This window comes from Mycoplasma sp. Ms02, assembly GCF_019720735.1.
Taxonomy (GTDB): Bacteria; Bacillota_I; Bacilli_A; order Mycoplasmatales; family Metamycoplasmataceae; genus Mycoplasmopsis.
The window spans coordinates 526355-548434 of the sequence record NZ_CP081302.1 but is presented as its reverse complement, the minus strand read 5'-3'; the positions used below and the strand labels follow the sequence as shown (position 1 = coordinate 548434).

At 30.2% G+C, this 22080-nt stretch carries 18 protein-coding genes and 1 rRNA gene; 5 read left to right on the top strand and 14 right to left on the bottom strand.

Going from position 1 to position 22080, the window contains the following annotated elements:
* Positions 1-121 precede the first annotated feature (121 nt).
* The 7 genes from K4L35_RS02055 to K4L35_RS02025 all read right to left on the bottom strand — a co-directional run bounded on the left by K4L35_RS02055 (position 122) and on the right by K4L35_RS02025 (position 9130).
* Positions 122-1036 carry a 1-phosphofructokinase family hexose kinase gene (locus K4L35_RS02055; protein WP_221617294.1) on the bottom strand — a complete coding sequence of 305 codons (915 nt, stop codon included), beginning with the start codon at positions 1034-1036 and terminating at the stop codon, positions 122-124.
* Positions 1036-3090: a fructose-specific PTS transporter subunit EIIC gene (locus tag K4L35_RS02050; RefSeq protein ID WP_221617293.1), complete on the bottom strand. Its 2055-nt coding sequence runs from the start codon at positions 3088-3090 to the stop codon at positions 1036-1038. The genes K4L35_RS02055 and K4L35_RS02050 overlap by 1 nt, the downstream gene beginning before the upstream one ends.
* Positions 3091-3100: 10 nt before the next feature.
* The gene (locus K4L35_RS02045) at positions 3101-3841 is read right to left on the bottom strand and encodes a DeoR/GlpR family DNA-binding transcription regulator (protein WP_221617292.1); all 741 of its coding nucleotides are present in this window, start codon (positions 3839-3841) and stop codon (positions 3101-3103) included.
* 120 nt (positions 3842-3961) lie between these two features.
* Complete coding sequence (lysS, locus tag K4L35_RS02040; RefSeq protein ID WP_221617290.1) at positions 3962-5431, bottom strand: lysine--tRNA ligase; 1470 nt, start codon at positions 5429-5431, stop codon at positions 3962-3964.
* A 9-nt stretch (positions 5432-5440) separates the two neighbouring features.
* A complete protein-coding gene (gene hinT / locus K4L35_RS02035; RefSeq protein WP_221617289.1) occupies positions 5441-5758 on the bottom strand; it encodes a histidine triad protein HinT in 318 nt (105 codons plus the stop codon).
* Positions 5758-7008, bottom strand: a complete 1251-nt coding sequence (locus tag K4L35_RS02030) for a HinT-interacting membrane complex lipoprotein P60 (RefSeq protein ID WP_221617288.1) — start codon at positions 7006-7008, stop codon at positions 5758-5760. Before K4L35_RS02030 ends, hinT begins: the two co-directional genes overlap by 1 nt.
* A gap of 1 nt (position 7009) precedes the next feature.
* Complete coding sequence (locus K4L35_RS02025; RefSeq protein ID WP_221617287.1) at positions 7010-9130, bottom strand: HinT-interacting membrane complex protein P80; 2121 nt, start codon at positions 9128-9130, stop codon at positions 7010-7012.
* Between the two features lie 78 nt (positions 9131-9208).
* On the opposite strand from K4L35_RS02025, the gene K4L35_RS02020 reads away from it, so the two are divergent.
* A complete protein-coding gene (locus K4L35_RS02020; RefSeq protein ID WP_221617286.1) occupies positions 9209-9769 on the top strand; it encodes a hypothetical protein in 561 nt (186 codons plus the stop codon).
* Positions 9770-9806: 37 nt separating this feature from the next.
* On the opposite strand, the gene rrf is transcribed toward K4L35_RS02020, so the two are convergent.
* The 6 genes from rrf to K4L35_RS01990 form a co-directional block, all read right to left on the bottom strand.
* Positions 9807-9912 (bottom strand): 5S ribosomal RNA (rrf, locus tag K4L35_RS02015).
* An 83-nt stretch (positions 9913-9995) separates the two neighbouring features.
* Positions 9996-11963, bottom strand: a complete 1968-nt coding sequence (gene yidC / locus K4L35_RS02010; protein WP_221617285.1) for a membrane protein insertase YidC — start codon at positions 11961-11963, stop codon at positions 9996-9998.
* A complete protein-coding gene (gene rnpA, locus K4L35_RS02005; protein WP_221617284.1) occupies positions 11938-12282 on the bottom strand; it encodes a ribonuclease P protein component in 345 nt (114 codons plus the stop codon). Before rnpA ends, yidC begins: the two co-directional genes overlap by 26 nt.
* Positions 12282-12428: a 50S ribosomal protein L34 gene (gene rpmH, locus K4L35_RS02000; protein ID WP_146309064.1), complete on the bottom strand. Its 147-nt coding sequence runs from the start codon at positions 12426-12428 to the stop codon at positions 12282-12284. Before rpmH ends, rnpA begins: the two co-directional genes overlap by 1 nt.
* 143 nt (positions 12429-12571) lie before the next feature.
* Positions 12572-13846, bottom strand: coding sequence for a serine--tRNA ligase (gene serS, locus K4L35_RS01995; protein WP_221617283.1), 1275 nt, complete (start codon positions 13844-13846; stop codon positions 12572-12574).
* A 33-nt stretch (positions 13847-13879) separates the two neighbouring features.
* Complete coding sequence (locus K4L35_RS01990; protein ID WP_221617282.1) at positions 13880-16048, bottom strand: ATP-dependent RecD-like DNA helicase; 2169 nt, start codon at positions 16046-16048, stop codon at positions 13880-13882.
* Positions 16049-16289: 241 nt separating this feature from the next.
* On the opposite strand from K4L35_RS01990, the gene K4L35_RS01985 reads away from it, so the two are divergent.
* The 4 genes from K4L35_RS01985 (at position 16290) to metK (ending at position 20521) form a co-directional block, all read left to right on the top strand.
* On the top strand, positions 16290-17705 hold the full coding sequence (locus K4L35_RS01985; protein ID WP_221617281.1) for a DnaA ATPase domain-containing protein: 1416 nt from the start codon (positions 16290-16292) through the stop codon (positions 17703-17705).
* Between the two features lie 130 nt (positions 17706-17835).
* Positions 17836-18936 (top strand): DNA polymerase III subunit beta, encoded by a 1101-nt coding sequence (gene dnaN, locus K4L35_RS01980; protein ID WP_221617279.1) that lies wholly within the window; start codon positions 17836-17838, stop codon positions 18934-18936.
* Between the two features lie 7 nt (positions 18937-18943).
* Positions 18944-19162 (top strand): RNA-binding S4 domain-containing protein, encoded by a 219-nt coding sequence (locus K4L35_RS01975; RefSeq protein WP_221617278.1) that lies wholly within the window; start codon positions 18944-18946, stop codon positions 19160-19162.
* A gap of 228 nt (positions 19163-19390) precedes the next feature.
* Complete coding sequence (gene metK, locus K4L35_RS01970) at positions 19391-20521, top strand: methionine adenosyltransferase (protein WP_221617276.1); 1131 nt, start codon at positions 19391-19393, stop codon at positions 20519-20521.
* A 20-nt stretch (positions 20522-20541) separates the two neighbouring features.
* Here the strand turns inward: metK and K4L35_RS01965 are convergent, their stop codons facing one another.
* A complete protein-coding gene (locus K4L35_RS01965) occupies positions 20542-22074 on the bottom strand; it encodes an MAG5620 family putative phospho-sugar mutase (protein WP_221617275.1) in 1533 nt (510 codons plus the stop codon).
* Positions 22075-22080: the final 6 nt, after the last annotated feature.

Here is a 22080-nt window from a genome sequence, read left to right as displayed (position 1 = left end):
CAAAGAACATTTTCACGATTTGCGTCGCAAGTCGTAAACTAATTTTAGCACGAAAAAGAAAAGTATCCAAATATTTTTTTATATTTTTTTGAGATTAAAAAATCAGGCAAACGCCTGATTGTTAATGAATTTTTGTTACTTTAATTTTTTCTTGATTTTTGTTTAAATAATCAGCACTAGATAGCCATACATTTTGTACAGTACCTATTGAAAGTTGAGTAGCTTTTATCAGAGCCTCTTGAGCATTGTGGTTTGAGAAGTAAAATGCCGCAAAACTTGATATCAATGTATCACCAGCTCCAACGGTGCTGACAATATTATCGATAGGTTGAAGTTCCGATTTATAAACTTCACCTTCTTGGCTTATAAAATAGCTACCTTTTTTTCCGTTGGACATCATTGCATTTTTTGCTCCTAAGCTAATGAGCTCTTTCAATCCTGCAACAATGTCTGTTTCGTTATTAAGTTTTTTGTTCAAAATCCTTTCAAGCTCATCAAGATTCGGTTTGATAAGTAGTGGTTTATACTTAAGAATTTCTTTGAATTTGTTTGAATCTACATCTAGTAAAAAAGGAATTTCTTTTTCGTTTAGTAATTGCATTAGCTCAAAAAGTATTGATTCTTGAACAACACCCATGATCATTACAAGGTCATCTTTTTGAAATTGATTAACTAGCTTGAATAATTCTGTTTTTTCATTTTCTGAAATTTCAGTTCTTTTACCGTTTATTTCAAAATGTCCATTTGGTGCAAACATTTTAATATTAATTCTCGTGTCTGCTTGGTTTTCAATTGTGTATAGATTGACATTTTCTTGACTTAAAAGGTTTTCGAACATTAATTTAGTAGAACCACCCAAAAAGGTGATTGCTTGATTTTCAAAACCTATTCTTTTTAATACTACTGAAGCATTAATTCCTTTACCACCTGGAACAAACTCGTATTCTTCCACTCTATTTAAACCATTTTGATCAAAACTCTTTTCTGAGTTTATGACGTAATCAATTGATGGCGAGAAAGTAATTGTGTATATCATTAAGCTTTAACTTTTTGTTCTTTTTTAGCGTAAACTTTTTCAAGAACTACGTAAACCAACATTGCAACAGCTGATGCAGCTACGATTACAGCTAAGTATAAAATAGGTGCTAGTCAAGCTGCTGTAATTATTGTTGATTTTAATAATGGAAGAACGAAGATACCACCATGTGGTGCTCCTAATTGGAATTTTAAAAGACCAACTAATAGACCAGCAATTGCTCCACCAACTAAGTTAGCAGGAACTTGTGATTTTGGTTTTTCAGCAGTAAATGGAATTGCTCCTTCAGAAATAAATGAGAATCCCATGATTCAGTTTGTAAGAGCAGCATTTCTTTGCTCTTTTGAATATAGGTTTTTGAAAATTGATGCTCCAAGAGCGATAGCAAGAGGAGGTACCATACCAGCAGCCATAACTGCAGCCATAGCAACAGAACCCTCTGTTTGAGCCGCTAATGTAGCTGTACCGAAAACGTAAGCAGCTTTATTAATAGGTCCACCTAAATCAGCAGCCATCATTAGCCCAAGAACTAGTCCTAAAATAGGTAGTAAATAATCATTTCCTTCTAGGTATGATAAACCTCAGGTAAATCCTTTATTTACGTAAATTAAAGGAATGTTTAAGAAGTAGAAAATGAATGCTGTAGTAAATGTTGCTAATAAAGGTATGAATAAAATGTTTTTAATACCCATTAATGATTGTGGTAATTTACCAAAAATGTATTTTGAGAAAACAATCACAACAGCAGCAGCTAAGATACCACCAGCAATTGCTCCAAAGAAACCTGAAGCAACATCAGCTGCCTCAAATCACTCAAACACACCTTCTTTGTTAATTTTGAGTAAAAAATCACCTTTTGCCATGAATCCAACTATAAATCCTGGTAGAAGTCCCATTTTACCTACAAGACCATAAGCAAGATATGCAGCTAGAAGAGGAACCATTAGTCCAAATGAAATTCCACCTAATGTTTTTAATCATTTTGAAATATTTCCAATTGATCCAAAATCCCCTAATTTTTTAAGCTCACCAAAACGTTCAATTATTTCTGCTTCTGAGCTGTTTCTAATAAAGTTAACATTTCCTATATCTAGCAAGAACGCTAAAGCGATAAGAATTCCACCAAAAACAACGAATGGTAACATATATGAAACACCATTCATTACCCCTTTGTAAATTCTTCTTCCAAATCCATCAAATCCAATTGATCCTTCAGATTCGGCAGCACTAGAACTTGTTGATTTTGTTCCAGCCATTTTTTTACCTTTGTTGTCTAAAACATTTTGAATTTCTTTTTGGGCATCTTTAATAACAGCTTTTGTCCCTGTGTCGATAACATTTTCTCTTCCAGCAAATCTTGAAAGATCAATCGCCTTATCAACAGCAAGAATAATTCCTTTTGCGTTATCAAGATCTTCTTTTGTTAAAACGTTTTTAGGTCCTTCTGTTCCTTGTGTTTCAACTTTTATTCTTACACCCATTTTTTTAGCAGCATCAATTAATCTTTGTTGTGCCATAAATGTGTGTGCTATTCCTGTAGGACAAGCTGTAACAGCAACAACATCGTAGTACTCTGAGTTTGAAGAAACAGCTTTTTCTTCTTCTGAATCAGCTTCTAAAATAGCAAGTAGTTCGTCATGTGTTTTGACATTAGCTAGTTTTGCACAAAATTCCTCTGACATGAAGTTACGAGAAAGTGCAGCAATAATTTCTAGGTGAGAATTTTCACCTTCTGATTGATTTAGTGCAATGAAAAACACTTGTTCAACTGGTTGACCATCTAGTGATTCTCAGTTCATTGGTTTTACATTTGCAAATAAAATAACCCCTTGGTTCATCACATCATGTCTAATGTGAGGAATCGCAATTTTGTTTCCAATTCCTGTTGAGAATTGACCTTCACGTTCTAGAGCTTTATCTAAAACAGTTTTTGCATCTTTAGCATAGCCTTTTTCGACTAAAACTTGTGCAAAATGTGAAAGTGCTTCTTGTTTTGATTGGAATTCTAAGTTATTTAAAAACAAATCTTTTTTAAAAAACTTTTTAAAATCCATAATTACCTTTCTATACAATAGTTAGTTTTTTGTACTTACTTGTCTCAACTAATTTTTTGTCTTCGGTCACAACTATAACTGTTTTGTTTTTAGGTGTAAAATCAAAAACAGATAAACGGTCAAATTTTTTAGTTTCTGCAAGAGCGATCACTAAATCGCTTTTTTCTGCAATCTGAGCTTTGGATAAACATTCTCTTTTTTCAGGCGTCATTAAGCAACCATCTTTCGAAATTGCATTTACACCCATAAAAGAGATAGGAAAGGTTATTTTGCTCAGGAACTCTAAATCTAAATCTACAATCCCATATGTTGTAGGTTTAATCATTCCACCGATTATATTTACACTTTCAAACCCTAAAATAATTGCTCTCTGTGCATTTATTATTGAATTTGTATAAATAATTAAATCTTTCGGTAAATAATCTAATAAGTAATAACATGAAGATCCAGCATCAAGATAAACAGTTTTATGATCACCAACTAACTGTGCTGCTTTTTGAGCGATTTGCTTTTTAGTTTCAGCATCAGTATTGATTTTGACAACTGCATCACTATCAATGTAGCTGTTTTCTTCTTCTATATAGATTATTTCGCCAAAATTTCTTTTTATTATGTTTTGCTGTTCTAGTTTCAACAAGTATCTTCTTGTGGTAGCTAAGGTCAAATTAAACGCCTCTTGAATCTCCCTTGGTTTAAGAACTTTTTTATCTTTTATCAAGTCCTTAATTTGGTTTTCAATAAGTACTGACATATAACTCCTTTTAAATTATAAAACATTTTTGCAATATTGTGAATAAATTTGAATAAATATGTATTTAATTATTCAAATTTGTGCATTTATCTAAAAAAATAGAAAAAGGCGTTTTGCGCCTTATCTGTTTTTTCTTTTCATTGTTGGGAATAAAAGAACGTCTCTAATTGACTCTTTTTCTGTTAAAAGCATTGTTAGACGGTCGATTCCAATTCCACAACCACCTGTTGGTGGCATACCATATTCAAGAGATTCAACGAAATCTCAGTCAATATCACTTGCTTCATCATTTCCATTATTTTTTTCTTCTAACTGATCTTCAAATCTTTGAAGTTGATCAATAGGATCTGAAAGCTCTGTATACATGTTTGCATATTCTTTTGTATTAATGAAAAGTTCTGCACGTTCTGTGAAACGGGGATCTTGTCCTTTAGCTGTAAGAGGTGAGATTTCGATTGGGTGTCCGTAAACAAATGTAGGCTGAATTAATGTTTTTTCAATCAGTTCCTCAAATAGTTCATTAATAATATGTCCTAATTTGTGAAACTTTTGAACTTTAACACCGTGTTTATTGGCAATTTCAACTGCTTGTTCCATCGACACTTCACGCATGTTAACTCCAACTGCATTCGAAACGGCATCAACCATATCAATACGATTAAACGGTTTCATTAAGTCAATTTCGACACCTTTGTTCATCACTTTTTCTCTATTTAATTCTTTTGCAAGTTTTTTAAACAACTCTTCTGTTCTATTCATCATTCCTTCAAGGTTTGAGTAAGCCTCATAGAACTCGATTGATGTAAATTCAGGGTTGTGAGTTGTATCAATACCTTCATTTCTAAAGATACGACCAATTTCATAAACTCTGTCAAAACCACCTACTAAAAGTTTTTTAAGAGGAATTTCTGTTGCTATACGTAGTACAAACTCTTGGTCTAAAGCGTTGTGGTGAGTTGTAAACGGTCTAGCACTAGCACCTGATAAATAATCATGTAAAAACGGTGTTTCAGCTTCAAGATATTCAAGTTCATCAAAGTAAGCACGAATTTTGCTGATAATTTTAGTTCTTGTTCAGAAAGTTTTTTTACTTTCCTCATTCATAATTAAATCAACATATCTATGTCTATATCTTTCTTCAACATCCACAAGCCCGTGAAATTTGTCGGGTAATGGTTTTAAAGCTTTTGTTAAAAGCTTAATTTTTGAAACTTTTACCGATATTTCACCTGTGTTTGTTTTCATTAAAACACCTGCACCATAGACAATATCACCTAAATCTAAACTTTCAAATAAAGCAGCTTGGTCAGAGTGAGCTTTTTTGTTGAAGTACATTTGAATTTTTCCGTGATAGTCTTGAATTAAAACGAAAGGACCTCTAATTGTCATAATTCTTCCTGCAACTACACCAGGAATTTGTCTTTCTTCAAGTTCTTCTTTTGAAAACTCTTCAGCTCTTGTTTTTAGCACATCACTATACTCGATTCCGTCAATGTCGTAAGCTAAACTAAAAGCTTCAATATTATTTTCTTTATAAAAATCTAGTTTATTTCTTCTAATTTGTTCTTGTTCTGTATATTTTGTTGACATGTTACCTCTTTATTTGTATGGAATGATGTGAATATGTGTGTGAAAAACTTCTTGACCAGCACTTGAACCGATGTTTGATTGCATTTTAAATCCAGTAATCCCTTTGTCTAAAACAAATTCTTTTGCCAGTTCACGTGCTTTTTTCATTAAGTATAAGTAATCATCTTCATTTTGTTCTACTAAATCATTTGCTTTGTTTTTAGGAACAACTAGAAAATGTCCTTCTTGGACGGGTTTAACATCTAAAAACGCTATAACACGGTCATCCTCGTAAATAATGTTCGCAGGTATTTCTCTTGAAATTATTTTTTCAAAAATCGTTTTCATTAAATAAAGTCTGATCCTTTAAGTGTTTCTTTGATTATTTCATTATCCGTTTCAAGTTTGTATCCTAATTTTACGAACGCTTTCAATGCTGTGTTAGCAAGTGATGAATCTGCCTGTATTAAAGCAAAATATAATTTATTAATGTTTTGTGCGTATGCTGTATTATCGAATGATAAATAAACTTTTTTAGCATTGTCAGAAGCACCTTCGATTGTTTCTTCTTTTGAAATCGGAGCAATTTTATTCACATATGTTGCTGAAAGTTTCTTTGTAGCACTGTTGTATAGTGAAATTGGTGATTCTAAGTTTCCGTCTTCGTTGATTTTCACTAGCTTTTTATCAGTTTGAGAATAAAAACCACTGTTATTGTCTTGAACTGTTGCCTTTAAAGCATTAAGTGAGAAATCAAGATTGTATGTTGAAGCTTGATTTAAAACGATACCTTTATATCCACCTAACTTTTTCTCAAATTTTGTGTTGTTTGAAAATAGTAAATCTTCGTTTGCTAATTCATTAGCCTCATAAGTGTTTTCAACTAATTTTTGATAATCTTCTACAGTTCTTATTTGTTTGTTAGTTCATGAAAATAATTCGGCTAAATCATTTGAAGAATATTCTCATTTTTGAATAGGTTTTTTATCTAAAACATATTTGATTAAGTTATATTGATCAGCATCATAGTTGTCTTTGTTTTGATCGTATGAAGAATCCAGTTTTTTAAGATCATCAACCTTTGTTAATTCAAAGTACTTTTTGACAAGTAGAGCTTGATTAATTGAAGATCTAAAATCGATTTTTGTATTTTTGTATAAGACTTTGAAAGCTTCTTCGTTTGGTTGAGAATCTACAACAAAGAATGGTTGTAATACTTCAAGTTCAGAAGCACTAAACGCTCCTGCTTGTGTTCACTTCGAGAATAAGTTTAAAAAGTGTAGTGAATCAGCACTTAAACGATATGCAGATTCTGTTTTAAAGTATAAATAAGCATCTTCATAAAGTTTTGAGCCTTCTTTTTCAAACAATTCGTTCAGACTTTTTGCTTCAGTAGCATTTGCTGAATTGTATTCTTTAAGAAGAATTGATTCAATGAATAAGTTTTTCGCATTGTTTTTAACTGCTGTGTTTTTCAAATCTTGATCTTGTTTGATTTTTTCTGATGAATCGATTGTTCTTGAACAAGCAACAGAAGCTAAAGGTAGGGCTGAAAGTGAAAGTACTGAAAGTAAAGTTAATGACTTTTTGAATTTCATATTATTTTCCTCCTTTTACTGCTGCATTTAGTTCTTTTGCAAGAGTGTTGTAAATTGCATTTTTTGCTGTATCTTCTGATAATACGCCAGTTTCTTTGTTATAAGCAATATGATATTGCGAATCTTTTAACCGCACGTTGTATGAAGTGTTTGAATTGATTTGAGTTTTTAATCAATCTGCAACAACTTTAAATGTTGCCGAAACTTTAGACAACTTTTCGCCATTTATTAAAGAAGATGCTAGGTTGTTAAAATCTGTTAAATTCTCATCTGTGTATTTTTCGTTTGTTGATGAGTTTGTTTGCTCCTTAATGTAGTTTAAGAAACTTTCCGAGTTTAAAGCACTTTGAACGACTCTAGCGTGAGTCGCTGTTTCACCTAAATAGTTTAGAGTTTTGAAGTATTGTGTTTTACCTTGTGATAGGTTTGCAAGGTCGTTATACATTAGTTCCTTAAATTTATCTAGCGAATCGATTTTTGAATACTTAACAATTGATAAACCACTGCTTGAAGGTATTAGTTTAGCACCTTCGATTTCAGCAATATTGTAAGCAACTGATCAATATTTTTCTCCGTTTACTTCTTTAACTAATTGCTTATTAAACATCTCTGTTACTTGCTTGTTTATTTGGTTATCACTTAAATTAACTAAGTAGTTTGAAATTAGCTTGTTTAGTTCAAGAACTAAGTCTGGAGATTCAGTTTCTGAAGCTGAAGATAATTGACCTAGAATTTGGTCAATTTTTGCTTGTGTTGCTTCATTGTAGTTGAATTTGAAAAGTTCTTTTAATGAAATTGTTGGTAGTTTTTCTGTTTCACTTTCAAAAACAGAAGTTAATGTTGACAATGAGATTGCTGTGTTTTTATTTTGAATTAAAGAGTTAGCAGTTTGAAGACCAAGTGATCCTAAATTAGATTTGACCGATTCTTCATCAACTGAAATTAAATTTAAGTAGTTTTCGTACTCTGTAAGAGCTTGTTTTTGGTCGTTATTTAAAACATATTCTTCAAGAGATTTAAAGTTTTGTACTAGTTCGATGTTTGATTTAGCATTGTTATTTATATTGCTGTAGAATAATGTGTTTGCTAATTTTTCTTTGTCTACTTTTCAATCACCTGTGATGTTTGACGGTTTTGTCCCTGTTAAAGAAAACATACTTAAAACATAAGTGTTGTTTGAGTTTAGATAATCTTCAACGTATTTTTCGACATCGTTTCAAGTTTTTTGATCGTAAGAAGCTGTTTTTAAAACAATAACTTGGTTTGTGTCTTCGTTTACGAAATAATTTTTATTTAATTCAAATGTAGGAAACACTTTTGAACCTTTTGAAACAAGAATTTTTGGTTTGTTTGTTCCTGAATCAATCACAGTATTGCCATTAGCGTCTAACTCATAAATATCGTTGTTTGCAACTCTGTTTATATCCTTTAGTTCTTTAAACAATGTTTGATTTAAATTATCAACAGAAAATCTTCTTAAAGCATCTCTTTCAACTGCTTTGTATGTTAAATAGTCGATTGCTTCTTGTTCGGTTGAAGATTTACCATAAGCGTCTGTAAGAAGTGTTTGTGTGAATTGTTTTTGTCAGTTATCCAGACCATAGTTTTTCTGGATATTTCTTTTCAAGTCGTTGACTTTTGATTTTTGCAATTCTTTAACATCAGAAAGAGTTTTAAGTGCAATATCAGTTTTTTCACTTTCACCTTGATAACGTGATGCGTTTCAAAGTCTTTGAAATTCTCTTGATGAATTAGCTTCTAAATAGTAAAGATAGAAAATAACTTGTTTGTAGAATTGATCAATTTTTTCTTGTGTTGTTGAATTTGCATTTGCAACGTTTTCAAGTAATTCTGAAACTTTTAATTCTGTTGTTGATCCATCGGCATTTTTGATTTTAGCAACAACATCGCTGTCATTCATTTTTTCGTTAACTTTAACATTTAAACTTGTAACGACTAACGGAATTGTAATCGCTCCTGCTACAACAAGACCTAGAGCAGCTAAAAGAATGTATGCTTTTTTGTTTCTTTTTGCTTGTTTAGGTGTTGTTTTTTGAGCTTCATCATGTTTGTTATTTTTTTCTGCTAATTTCTCAAAGAAAGATTGTTTTTGCTTTGCCATAAAACTCCTTGCATAAATTAAAATATTTTATTTTAATTATATATTAAATTATGCTATATAAGGCATTATAATTGTGATATGAAAAATAGTCAATTTGCACCAGTTTTAAATGATTTTGACAAACTTGCTAGAGAGCACAAAATTATCTATTCTTTGAGTGGAAAAATGCTTGAAAATGTGAAAAATAAAGAACTCAAATCTAGCGATGTTTTACCTTTAAAAGTTGCCTTAAGATTTCATAATTTATTAAATTTAATTAGTAATTATCCAGATCGTTTTGAAGTACCTTTTTTTGATGATCATAAATCTTTCTTACCTAAATTTAAGAGTGAAAATGGCGAAATTATTTTGCAAATTCTGGTGCCAACTACGGATAAAAAATTTAACAAAAAAACCTTGAAAAAAGTAGATGGTTTAACGATGGTGTTTAATCCCGAAGTTAAGCAAAAAGAAAGTGATTTTTATACACTTTCTGAAGCAGTGGAAAGTTTGTATGACCCCAACCCAGATTACTGAGTTTTAATCGACGATAATCCTGAGAAATTGACAAAAAAAATTCCAAACATCAACCTTAGAATGTATAAGGTTTTCTCTTTGGATGAAAATAAGTTTCCTTATTTTGAAGAGCTATTAGATTAGCTCTTTTTTGTTATGCTTATGAAAAAAAGAATAAAAAAAAGAGCAGCTCCCTATTTTCACATCTCTGCTATCGTCGGCACTAAGAGGCTTAACTACTGAGTTCGGAATGGTATCAGGTGCACCCTCTCGCTATTGCTACCTGTATTATTTTAGCACGAAAAAAAGAAAACGCAAAGACTTTTTTTAATTTTTTTATAAAAAAAGATAGGTCTCCCTATCTTATTTTTTAGGCATATCTTTTTGCAAGTTTTAATCTTCATCATTTCGTTTTTTTCAACTGATGAATTGCAATTGCTTGCCCGATTTGTCATAGACCAGCAAAAATTCAATAAACTTGAACCCCTGCCGTTAAAATAACTGTAATAATCAAGAAGAATATCATCATGTAGTTTTGTGTTTTTTCTGATTTTTTCAGCGCTTCCATTTCAGAAATGGTTACACGAGTTTTCATTCTTCTTTTGTTTAGTCATTTTGGAAGGAACTGTGAAATGGCTTGAACAATCACGGCGATTAAAATAATCGCTAAGTATTGTCATTGACCTGCCAACAGTTTTTGATATGAAGTCGAACCGAAGTTTAATGTTAATCAAAGAGTAGATTTAATTTCTGGCATCGACTGTAGAACACGTCACATCGAAATAAAGATCGGTAACGAAATAATCATTGTAAGCAACGCATCCATTGGACTAATATTGTGTTTTTTGTAAAGAGCAGAAATTTCCTGTTGTTTACGCATTTTTAATTGTTTGTTTTCGTCAGCATTTTTGTATTTAGCTTCAATTTGAGCTTTTTTAGACCTTAAATCTTCCTGAACTGATTGAGAAATAATACTGTTAAATGTAACTAATAAAACAATTAACCTTGTGACAATAACTGCAATAACAATCGATAAGATTGATGCTCAAGGAGCAAAGGCACTAAAGTCAGTAGTCATTAATTGACGCATTGATTGTGTCAACATGTTAATTGGATAAACAAGCAGTGCATAGAAAGGTCCTAGACCTCAAGATTCTGATCAAGAAGTAATAGCTTTTTGAGCAGAATCACCTCTTAAAATAAGTGAAGAGGATGAAATTTCAAAGTTTACAAGTTTATTAGCGTAATCTTTTTCATTGTCAGCGTCTGCAGCTCTTGTAACATCAACTGTTACATTTGCTAATTTTAAGTATGAAGACATGACTTCGCTGTATGCATTAATAATAGCTAATTGATCTTTAGTAATTGATATTTCGCTATCTGGATTTTGAAGGAATTTTTGGTATAAGCTGTAAATATACTGACTTACAGACATTCCATTAAAGTATTTTGCCACATCTCATTTTGCGACTGAATTGTCATATAAAATTTGAACCACATCTCTTGCATAAAGTGCGTTTGCACTAGCTTGAGCTTTTTGTTCTTCTTGGTTGGTTTCAAAACTTAAATTATTTCCAAACCCTTCACTTGAAATTTTAGCAATTGAGCTTAAACCTGTAATTTTTCTGTTATTTTCATCCCCACTAAGAAGAAGTACTTCTTTTTTGCTTCCTTTTTCGCCTTTTGATGTATCTAAAACTACGTTTTGTTTTTCATCAAGCTTTTTGTAAGCAGCTGGGTAAAGAACGTAAATATCACTCAATTCTGAAACTTGTTGGTAAGATGTTGAAGAGTTAGCTTTGTATGCATACTTTCCATTTTCTGTATAAACAAATCTACCGTTGATGTGATCTGCTTCATTGTAGTTATTTACGTAGTCAGTTTCTGTTGTAAGTTTTAATCTGATTGAAGATGAAAAATCGTTGTATTTACCGTATTCTCCACCTGTACTTTGTGCTTGTTCACGTAATTTGTCAAGCACTTCTTTATCGTTAACATAAATGTTAACATCACTGTTTTCCACGAATACAGGAAGATCAATTTTTGATTCGTCTGATAGAGGAACTTCATTTTTGGTTTTAACAAATGTTGTGTTGCTTGGAGCTATAGACTCTTTATCTAAGTAAAGCTCTAAACCATTTCCAACATTTGAAGATGATTTAATGGCGAACGACTGAATACACCCTGTTAATGCTAAAGCACCTAATAAAACAAAAAAAACAACCTTGAATACTTTAAAAATTTTCTTGAAGGTTTCTTTTCTTTTCTCTTTAGGGTCTTGTCCGTTCGTAAAGTAATTAAACTTTTCTGATCTATTTTTTTTGTTGTTGTTTAGCATCTTTTAATTTCTCCAACATTTGAGCTATTGCTTTGTGTTTTTTTCAAAAATCATTTTCATCAATGAAAGCTTTTCTGATGATGAAAACAAATTCGTGATTTAAATCTGTTAAGTTTAAATCGTTTAGAATTGCTCTAAGTTGTCTCTTATGAAAATTACGACCCACAGAATTTATGAATTTTTTAGGGCATGTTAGACCACATTTAAAACTTTTAGAATCAACATAATAAACAATTAAGTATTTGTTTATCAACTGATTTTTTGATTTTAAAACCCTGTCGAACTCTCAATTTTTTTTAAGTCGGTATTGTTTTTTCATTATTTATCAGAAACAGTTAAGTATTTTCTACCTTTAGCTCTTCTAGCAGCTAAAACTTTTCTACCGTTAGCAGTTTTCATTCTTGCTCTGAAACCGTGAACCTTAGCGTGTTTACGTTTGTTTGGTTGGTATGTTCTTTTGCTCATTATTGTCTCCTTTTTTTAAATTGAAAAATAAACATAATTTTAATAAAAATATGCTTATAAATTATAAAACAAATTTTAATTTTTTTATTTTACTAAAAACCAGGGCTTTTAGTGTTGATTTTTGACAAAAAAAGAAGCGTCTTTTATTTCGCTTCAATTTTTTGTAAATTATTCATATAGGGCTGTAAAACAGTAGGAATAGTTAAACTACCATCTTCGTTTTGGTAATTTTCTAAAACTGCTGCTAAAACACGATCGATTGCAATTCCTGAACCATTCATTGTGTGTGCGTATTCAGTTTTTTTATCTTCGTTACGGTATCTAATCATTGCTCTTCTGGCTTGAAAATCACCCATATAACTTACAGAAGAAACTTCACGAAATCTTTCTTCACTAGGTAATCACAACTCTAAATCTACGGTTTTACGTGATGAGAAACCTGTGTCTCCTGTACATAAAAGTAACTGTCTGTAAGGAATTTCTAATTTTTCTAAAACATCTTTTGCATCATCTAACATTGAGTTGAATTCAGTCATGGCATCTTTTTCTGATGTTATTTTAACTAATTCAACTTTTTTAAATTGATGTTGTCTAATAATTCCTTTTGTGTCTTTACCTGAACTACCTGCTTCTGATCTAAAACATTCTGTGAACGCTGTTAAACGAATTGGGTTTTCGAGATCTAGAATTTCATTGTTATAAATGTTTGTTAAAGGTACTTCAGCAGTTGGAATTAAGTATAAATTTCAGTCTTTAACTTTGAATAAGTCTTCTTCAAATTTTGGTAATTGACCTGTACCAAAAAGCATTTCAGATTTTACAAGAACAGGTGGAAGAATTTCTGTATAACCTTTTGATTCGTGTAAATCTAACATGAAATTCATTAAAGCTCTAACTAATTTAGCTCCCATTTGTGTGAATAAAATAAAACGACTTCCACTTAATTTAGCTCCTCTTTCAAGATCAAACAATTTTAGATCTTTTGCTAATTCATAGTGAGGTTTTACATTTTTAACTAAGCCTCTACCAATTTGATCTCTTGTAGATAAAACAACATTTTCTTCTTCATCTTTACCTACAGGCACTTCATCTAAAGCAATGTTCGGAATTGTGTGTAGAAGTTTTTCAAGCTCTTCATTTAGGTTGTTAGCCTGTGTTTCTAAAGTTTCTTGTTCTGTTTTTATAGAAGTGATTTGATCCTTGATTTCTTTAATTTTTTGAGCGTCATTTTTAAATTCACCAAACAATTTTGACAATTTAGACAATTCGGCTTTCTTGTTTTGAGCATCAAACATTAAAGAACCACGTTTTTTGGCTAGTTCCAACATTTTTTCGTAAACAGAAATATCAAAATTTCTGTTTTTTAGTTTTTCACGCACAAGTTCTTCTTTTTCTAAAACATATTTTAAATTGAGCATCTTTTCCTCATTTCGTTATTTATATTTTATAACTTATTCAATTAAATCTTCTAACCTTGTAAAAATAGGGTTTTCTTGGTTTATATTTCTATAAGTTTTGTCCTTGAAATACTGATAATCACCAATTATGATTAATTTCTTTTTAGCCCTTGATGTAGCTGTATACACCAATCTTTTAGTTAACATAAAATCATGTGGTTTTATCATTCCAAAAATTATACAATCTGCTTCTGAACCTTGGAATTTATGAACAGAAATTGCATAAGCAAGATTAATTTGTTTTTTGAAAGCAGCCTCTGTATAAGACAGAACCCTAGGTTCTCCAGAACTTAAATGGTTCGGTTCGAATCTAACTATTATTTTTATTTTTTTATCACTTGAATCTTTATAAAAATCTTGAATTACACCTATATCACCGTTAAATACGTTTTTTTCGTAGTCATTTTCTGTTTGAATAACACGATCTCTGACCCTGAAATCAATCGTGGTGTCAAAAACCTTCTTTTCTAAAACTACTTTACCTTTAGGATTTATTTTATTTTGAATTATTTTGTTTATTTCGTCTATACCATAGGCGTTTTTGTACATTGGAACAAGAGCCATAACATTATCTGAACCATACTCTTTTATTTTTTCGATATATTCAGCAGCAACCTCTGTCACAAAATCTTCTAAAGGTACGTCTTTAAAAACAACATTGTCACTTTTAGTAAAATCATACGTGTCTTTTTGATCAATGATTGTTTTAAAAAATTCTGGTATTTCTTCATATTCAGAACGGTGGTTAGTTTTTAAAAATATCTGTTTTATAGTTTCAGAAGTTAAAATGTCTTGTAACAAATTACCATTTCCAATCGCTTGAAGTTGATTTGCATCACCAACTAAAATAACTTTTTCTAAGTTCTGACAAGCACTTAAAAGTAAGTAAAAAATTCTTAAGTTCACCATTGAAAATTCATCAATTATTAAGACTTTTAAATCTTTGAAAACTGGGTTATCAAAATCAATTGCTGCATCATCAGTATCGATTTTTAAAAACGAATGAATCGTTTTTGCAACAGCACCAATTTTCATACTTATATTTGAAGCAGCTCTTCCTGTTGGTGCTAGAATCATTAAGTCTTGATTATCTTTAAACCCTTGTTTTGTAAGGTTGCTAAAAATCTTTCCGATCACGTGCGTTTTACCTGATCCAGGTGATCCTGAAATAATTGCCATAGATTCTTGTACACTAGACACAAACGCTTTTTTTTGATCTTCATCCAAATCTAATATTTCGGATTCTTGATAGCTTAAGTTCGAAATTTTGTTTAGATTTAATTTATTAATTCTGTACGCAACATACTCTTCCATTTCCAAAATTTCTTTAGTAGTGATCATTGTTAAGTTAACTTTTTGATTGTTATCTCTAGCAAACTCTTTTTCTACAAGAGCAAAAACTTCTTCTTTAATACCCAAATTCAAAGCTTCTGCAAAATCATTTTCAGACATATTACAATCTCTGATTATTTCATTCATGAAAAATAAAGTGCTATTATCCCTTTTTAACCTTTCATCAATAACCTTAAAAATGAGTGCACAATTTCTTTGAACAAGTTTAAAAGGTAGTTGCAAGACAGTGATCAGAGATTCTATTTCATCAAACTGAATCTTATATTTTATAAATAACATATAAATGTTGATTTTTTGCAACTCAATTGACAAAAGACTATTTTCGTTATTCAAAACTTTCTTTCTTATTTTTGTAGCTAAAGCAAGTAGTCCTGTTTTTTCAAACAAATCATCTTCTTTGAGACATTGAAGCGAAATTCTAAGTTCAGAAAATTTTGCTTCACTCAAAATAGTGATTAATTCTGAATCTCCTTCGAAAACTTTTCTTTCAAAGGTATCAAAATCGTCGTCATATTTTTCACAAATTACTTTAACTGAAATTTTATTTACACCCAGTTTAGTCAGAATTTTTTTTATATCTTTTTGGTTCTCAGGTTGAACCTGTTTTAGATTGACAAGTTTATAAGTTCCTGTATTCTGTTGGTCTAAATCTACCTCGTAAAAAACATTTAACTCTGGAACGTTTTTGCTCGCATACACGGTGATCAATTTGGAATTTGCTGGTTTATCAGCACGAAAATAAGCAAGACATCAGTTTTGCTCAGGTCCACCTTTTATGTAATTTACGAATCTTCCTCTTTCTTGTCTCATTATTATTAAATTTTATTAAACTATGATAATTTCTTTAGATAAATTAAAAATATTTTAAAGTTAATAAATAACATTATTAACAATTGAAAAAATATCGTTTTTTATGGTTAATAAATAAATTGTTAAATTATTATTATTTAATAAATTAAATAAAATTGTTATTTTAAGATTGTTAAAAATAAATTTATAAACAAAAATAACAACAATAAAGAAAGATCTTTATTTTGCTAAAATTATATATATGATTGAATACGGTTCAGAAAATAAAAAAAACGATAAATTAACTAAAGATTCAAACCAATTTAAAGAGGTTTTAAAAAATCAAATTGATGACTCAATGATCTTTAATACCTTTTTTAAAAATTTGGTTTTGGAGGGTGTGGTTGAGGGTGTGGTTTATATCCAATTACCAATTGACGACACAAAACTTAAAAAGGCAAAAAAACTAGCATCAGATAAAATAAAAAAAGCAATTGCTATTTTTTACGACAAATCAATGGAATACAAGTTGGTCAACTTTAACGTTTATGAAGTGGCTTACGCAAAAGAACAAACGATAAAAATTAAGTCTAAAAAAGAGCACGAAGATGAAAAAGTTATTAAAGTTACAAAAACAACAAAAAGGTCACTTTTCAACAACGACTTCACCTTTGAAAATCTTCATGTTGGTGAGTACAATTTCATAATTGTTGATTTTTTAAAGAAAATTGCAAAAGGTGATAATTTCAATTTTTATAACTTGTTTTTAAATATACCTACTGGTTTTGGTAAAACACATTTAGTTCATGCTTTTGGTCAGGAATCATTAAAACACAATTTATCTACTGTTTATATAAATGGAGATGAGTTATCAGAAAAAATTCCTGCACTTTATCTTGAAAATAATCAAAAAAAACTAAAAGAAATAAAAGACTATTATAAAACCGCCGATTTTTTAATTTTTGATGATTTTGAATTTTATGCAAAAGGTAAAAAAATAAAAACAAATGAGTTTATTTACCAAATCTTAGATGAAAGACAAAACGCCAAAAAATGAACAATTACAATATCTCACTTTTCACTTGAGAAACTAAAATCACTATTCGATCAAAAAATCATCAACCGTCTAGTTTCGGGTGTGCAGTTAACAATGGAAAGACCTGATTTTGAGCAACAATTATCAATTCTGGATTTTATGCTTCAAAAAAGAGGGTTGGATCCATTGATGTTAGATAATCAGAGTAAGCAATTTATTGTAAAAAACAACATAAATTCAATTACATCTCTAACTGGAGCTGTAAACAATTTGACAATTTTCTGAAAGTCCATAACACAGGCTAAAAGTCAAATCACAATGGTTGAAAGCATTTTCAAAAACATTACAAAAGATAAAACAAATTTAACACCTGATTTAATTATTGATGATGTCAAGAATTATTACAAAATCAACAAAAAAGATATGCTTGGCACTTCTCGTAAAAAAGAGTTTGTTCAAGCAAGAACGGTTGCAATGTATTTAGTTCGTAAGCATTTAAATTTATCATTCGAGGAAACTGGAAAAATATTCGGGAGAGATCACTCAACGGTTGTGGTGGCTCTTAAGAAATTAGAAAAAGAGCATAAATTCTTAATGTCGGATATTGAAAATTTAGATAGTAAGATATTCAGTTACAAATAACATTTTATCAACAACGAAAAAACTATAAAAAATAAAAAAAGTATTGAATTTTTACCAATATTTTAAGTTTTTATTAGTTATTAACATTTAAACAATATATAAATATAATATATTTAAAGCGAGGTTAATCGTGAGGATTTCAATTAAAAAACAAATTATAGATTCGGCAGTTGAATTTGTCTCAAAATTTACAGATCCAATAAACTCAGCATCAATTTTCAAAAGTTTATTTTTTGATGTTAGATTTGAGAGTATTACTATATACGGAACAGATGGTTTGATGTCAGCAAAACATGTAATTAAAACAGATGACCAAGAAGTAACTGTTGATCAAGAAGGTACATTATTAGTAAATGCTCAAACATTAAAAAACATAATTAAAAAAATGGATGGAATGGTTGAAATTTCAAAAGAAAAAACAACAATCAAATTACAAGATAAGGTTGTTAATTATGAGTTAAACTTAGTCGATGCAGACTATTCTGTCCCAATCTTTTCTAATAATGAAGAAAAATTTACTGTTAATACTAAAGAGTTTCAAAAAGCGTTTAGTTGTGTTCAATTCGCTTCCACAGAAGATAAGGGAGCTGATTTTAGAGCAATCCAAATGTCAACAGATGGAACTAATATTTTAAGATTCTTAGCTACAGATAGCTTTAGATTAGCAACTCAAACAGTACAAATCTCAAAAAATGTTAATTTGAAATTAGCTGTTGATAATAAATTCCTAAAGAAACTATTAAACAATATCGAAGAAAAAGAAATCGAAATTTTTTACTCAAAAACGCGTTTTGGTATCCAATATGAAAACACAATCATTCAAGCTCCAATTACAGAAACAACGCACAGGGATTTTACGAACATTATCCCTTCAAGTTATAAATACATTTTAAGAATCAATAAAAATGAACTTAATAACTTAATTAATAAAGTAGTTTTCGTTAACCAAGAGAAAGGGAGCAGAATTGAATTTAAAATTAAAGATAATCTTTTAACTCTTTCTACAAAAGTTAGTGAAATTGGTAACTCGGAAGCTTCAACTTCAAATATTGAGTTTGTTGGTGATGAAATTGAGATTGATTTCAATTATAATTACATTAAAGATGCGATAAATGTATTTGAAAATGACATTATTACCATGTCGATCAACGATAAAAAGAATATAATGTTAATAGTTTCGAAGACAAACGAAACCAATAGACAAATTGTTTCACCATTAAGAAGATATTAGGAGTTTTATGAGAGTGGAAATTACAGGCGAATACATTAAATTAAGTCAATTTTTGAAAAAAATTTCTGAGACATCAACTGGTGGGCAATCAAAAAGTTTTCTAAAAGTTAATAAAGTAACAATAAATGGTAAGGTAGCTGAAGGGAGATCTTCAAAAATCAGACCTGGAGATGTTATTTGAATCAACGATCAACTTTACAAAGTTGTATCAAAAGATGAAAATTAATGAACTTACGTTCATTTTTTTTGCTTTTTTGCACAAGTTCGGTGATTTTTGGAATGTTCTTTTCCTATGATAAAAAATAAAATTTAGTAAAATAATATTACACAGCATTAAGAGTATGGTAGCTTGACAGCGAAGACCATAGCCAACCTGCAAAAGCAAGGTGGACAGTCAGGGTAAAACCAACATGCAAACTCTTGATCCTTGCTGTTAAGTAAAGGAGTTCAAAATATGAAAAAATTATTCACAAGTGAATCGGTAGGTAGAGGTCACCCAGATAAAGTTTGTGATCAAATATCTGACGCAATTTTAGATGAATACTTAAAGTTGGATCCACATGCTCATGTTGCTATCGAAACTTTAGCTTCAGGCAACAACATCGTTATTGCAGGTGAAGTTTCATCTTCTGCAAAAGTAAATGTTATAGATATTGCACAGAATGTATTGAGAGTTTTGGGTTATTTTTCTTATGATTTAAACTTCATCACAGATATTAAAAAACAAAGTCCTGACATCGCGATGGGTGTTGTTAAAGAAAACGAAGAAATCGGAGCTGGTGATCAAGGGATTATGTTCGGATACGCAACAAATGAAACTAAAGATTACATGCCTTTAGCTATTACTTTAGCTCACAAACTAGTTGAAAGAGCTGAAAAACTACGTGTTTCTGGTGATTTTAAGTGAGCAGGAGCTGATATGAAATCACAGGTTACGGTCGACTACACTGATGAAAAAAATACAAAAATTGATACAGTGTTAATGTCGATACAACACAAAGAAAAATACATCAGAGAAGAATTTGAGAGTTTTGTTAAAGAACAAATCATCATGAGTGTTTTAAATGAATATGGCTTTGAAACAGTTGAAAAAATCTTAATCAATCCGACAGGAAATTTTGTTATCGGTGGACCTGTTGGTGATACAGGATTAACAGGAAGAAAAATAATAGTTGACACTTATGGTGGATATGCTCACCATGGTGGTGGTGCTTTTTCTGGAAAAGATGCAACTAAAGTTGATCGTTCAGCAGCTTATGCAGCTAGATGAATTGCTAAAAACCTTGTTGCAGCTGGTGTTTCTGATCAAATAGAAATTCAACTAGCTTATGCTATCGGTAAGGCAGAACCTGTTTCGATTTCTATAAATTCGTTTGGTAAATCTAAATATAGCGATGAACAAATTTTAAAGGCAATAAATGAAAACTTCGACTTAACACCTAAAGGAATTATTAAATCATTAGATTTAAGAAAACCAATCTATGCAAAAACAGCTTATTTTGGACATTTTGGAAGAAGTGAAAAAAACTTTACTTGAGAGCAACTAGACAAAGTGGACGCAATCAAAAAATCGCTAGCAAATTAAAAACGCCCCTTGGCGTTTTTTTAGTTTTGTTCAACAACCTTTAACCGTTTCATTATTGTTGCTATAGCTTCTTCAGCTCTGTTGTAAACTTGGTGTAATTTTGCTGCATTTTTAATTTTAGATAAATGAACTTTTTTGCTTTCGATCTTAAGAGTTAATTTGTTAGTTTTTTTGTCAAATCATATTTTTACATATGAACCATCTGATAGTGTTATTTTTTGTAAGTAATAAATCTTTTTGTGGTCTGTATAGATGTTTTCAACGTTCGAAATTTCAGTTTGCTTTGTGAAGTTTTGGCCGACTATAAAAACGTTTTTAAACTCCTCTATCAAACTGATATCAAATCTAAAATCATCTGTTATATAGTCATATTTGTCAAAATTAGACTCAACGTAGTTAATTTTATATTCAAGTAGGTCGTTATCTTTAAATTGAGCTAATATTGTTATTAAAAACATCAAGAATGTAATGTTATCACGGCAAAAATTAAATGCTAAACCTGAGCTGAATGTGTTTTGTCCAAAAGACCAAACCACTTCATTTTCGTTATGAAGATTAAATTCAGAAACAAGAGTTAAGTCTAAGTTTTCTATGTGTTGTTTTATAAATTCAGAAACTTCAGGAGTTATTGCAACTTTATTTATTGAATCAAGTCTATCCTTTCATATCGAAAACATGGTTTCGAGAAAGAAAAAAACTTGATAATCCTGCTTAACTTCAATTTTTGAAAGACCTTTTTTATAAGTGATTGATATTGACTGATCTTTGTTTATGTCTATATTATAGTCATATTTAGTAAAAAAACTTTTCTTGGTTAAAGGTGTATCGATTGAAATTTTAGAATTTTTAAAAGCTAAATCTAAAACAAAATTTAAATGATTATCTTTTGAGTTTATATAAACAGAAAGTGGTTTAATTGGATTAAAATTCGAAAAATAGTTAAAAGGATCTAATTTTTGATAAGAGTGTGAAGTTATTTTGTTTAAACTTAGTTCGTTGATTTTATACTCTGAATGGTACGAAATCACTGGGAAAAATTCGTTTAAATTTGAAACTAGTTTTTTTAAAGAATCGATTGAAACTAAGTTACCCGTTGAGTTAAAAACCTTTAAATTTCATTTGTTTGTGGTTATGTTTTTATGGATATAAAAACCACCCACAAATTCTGTCGCAAGGAACGCTTGTCTTACGCTGATTTCAGAGTATTTATCACTTTCGCTATAAGCATAAACTGCGTTACCATATTGCTTCAATATTCTTACAATATTATCTTTAATTTTTGATGAAACTCCCTGTTCTACAGCAAGAAAGATCTTACCGTGTTTGTTTTGCAATTTCATAATTTTAGTGATTATTAAATCAATTGTCAAGGGATTTAAGTTTGAGTATCCAAAATCAAGACTAAACTCAATACCTTCGTTTGTGATTTTGGGTGATTTCAAAAAGTCGTCTTTATTATTTTCTCAGTTTGAAAAGATAGCTTCGACATTTTTGTTGTGTTTTGAATCGTTGTTGTAGTATTTAACTCAGTAACTTCTGTATTTTTCGCTCATAATATA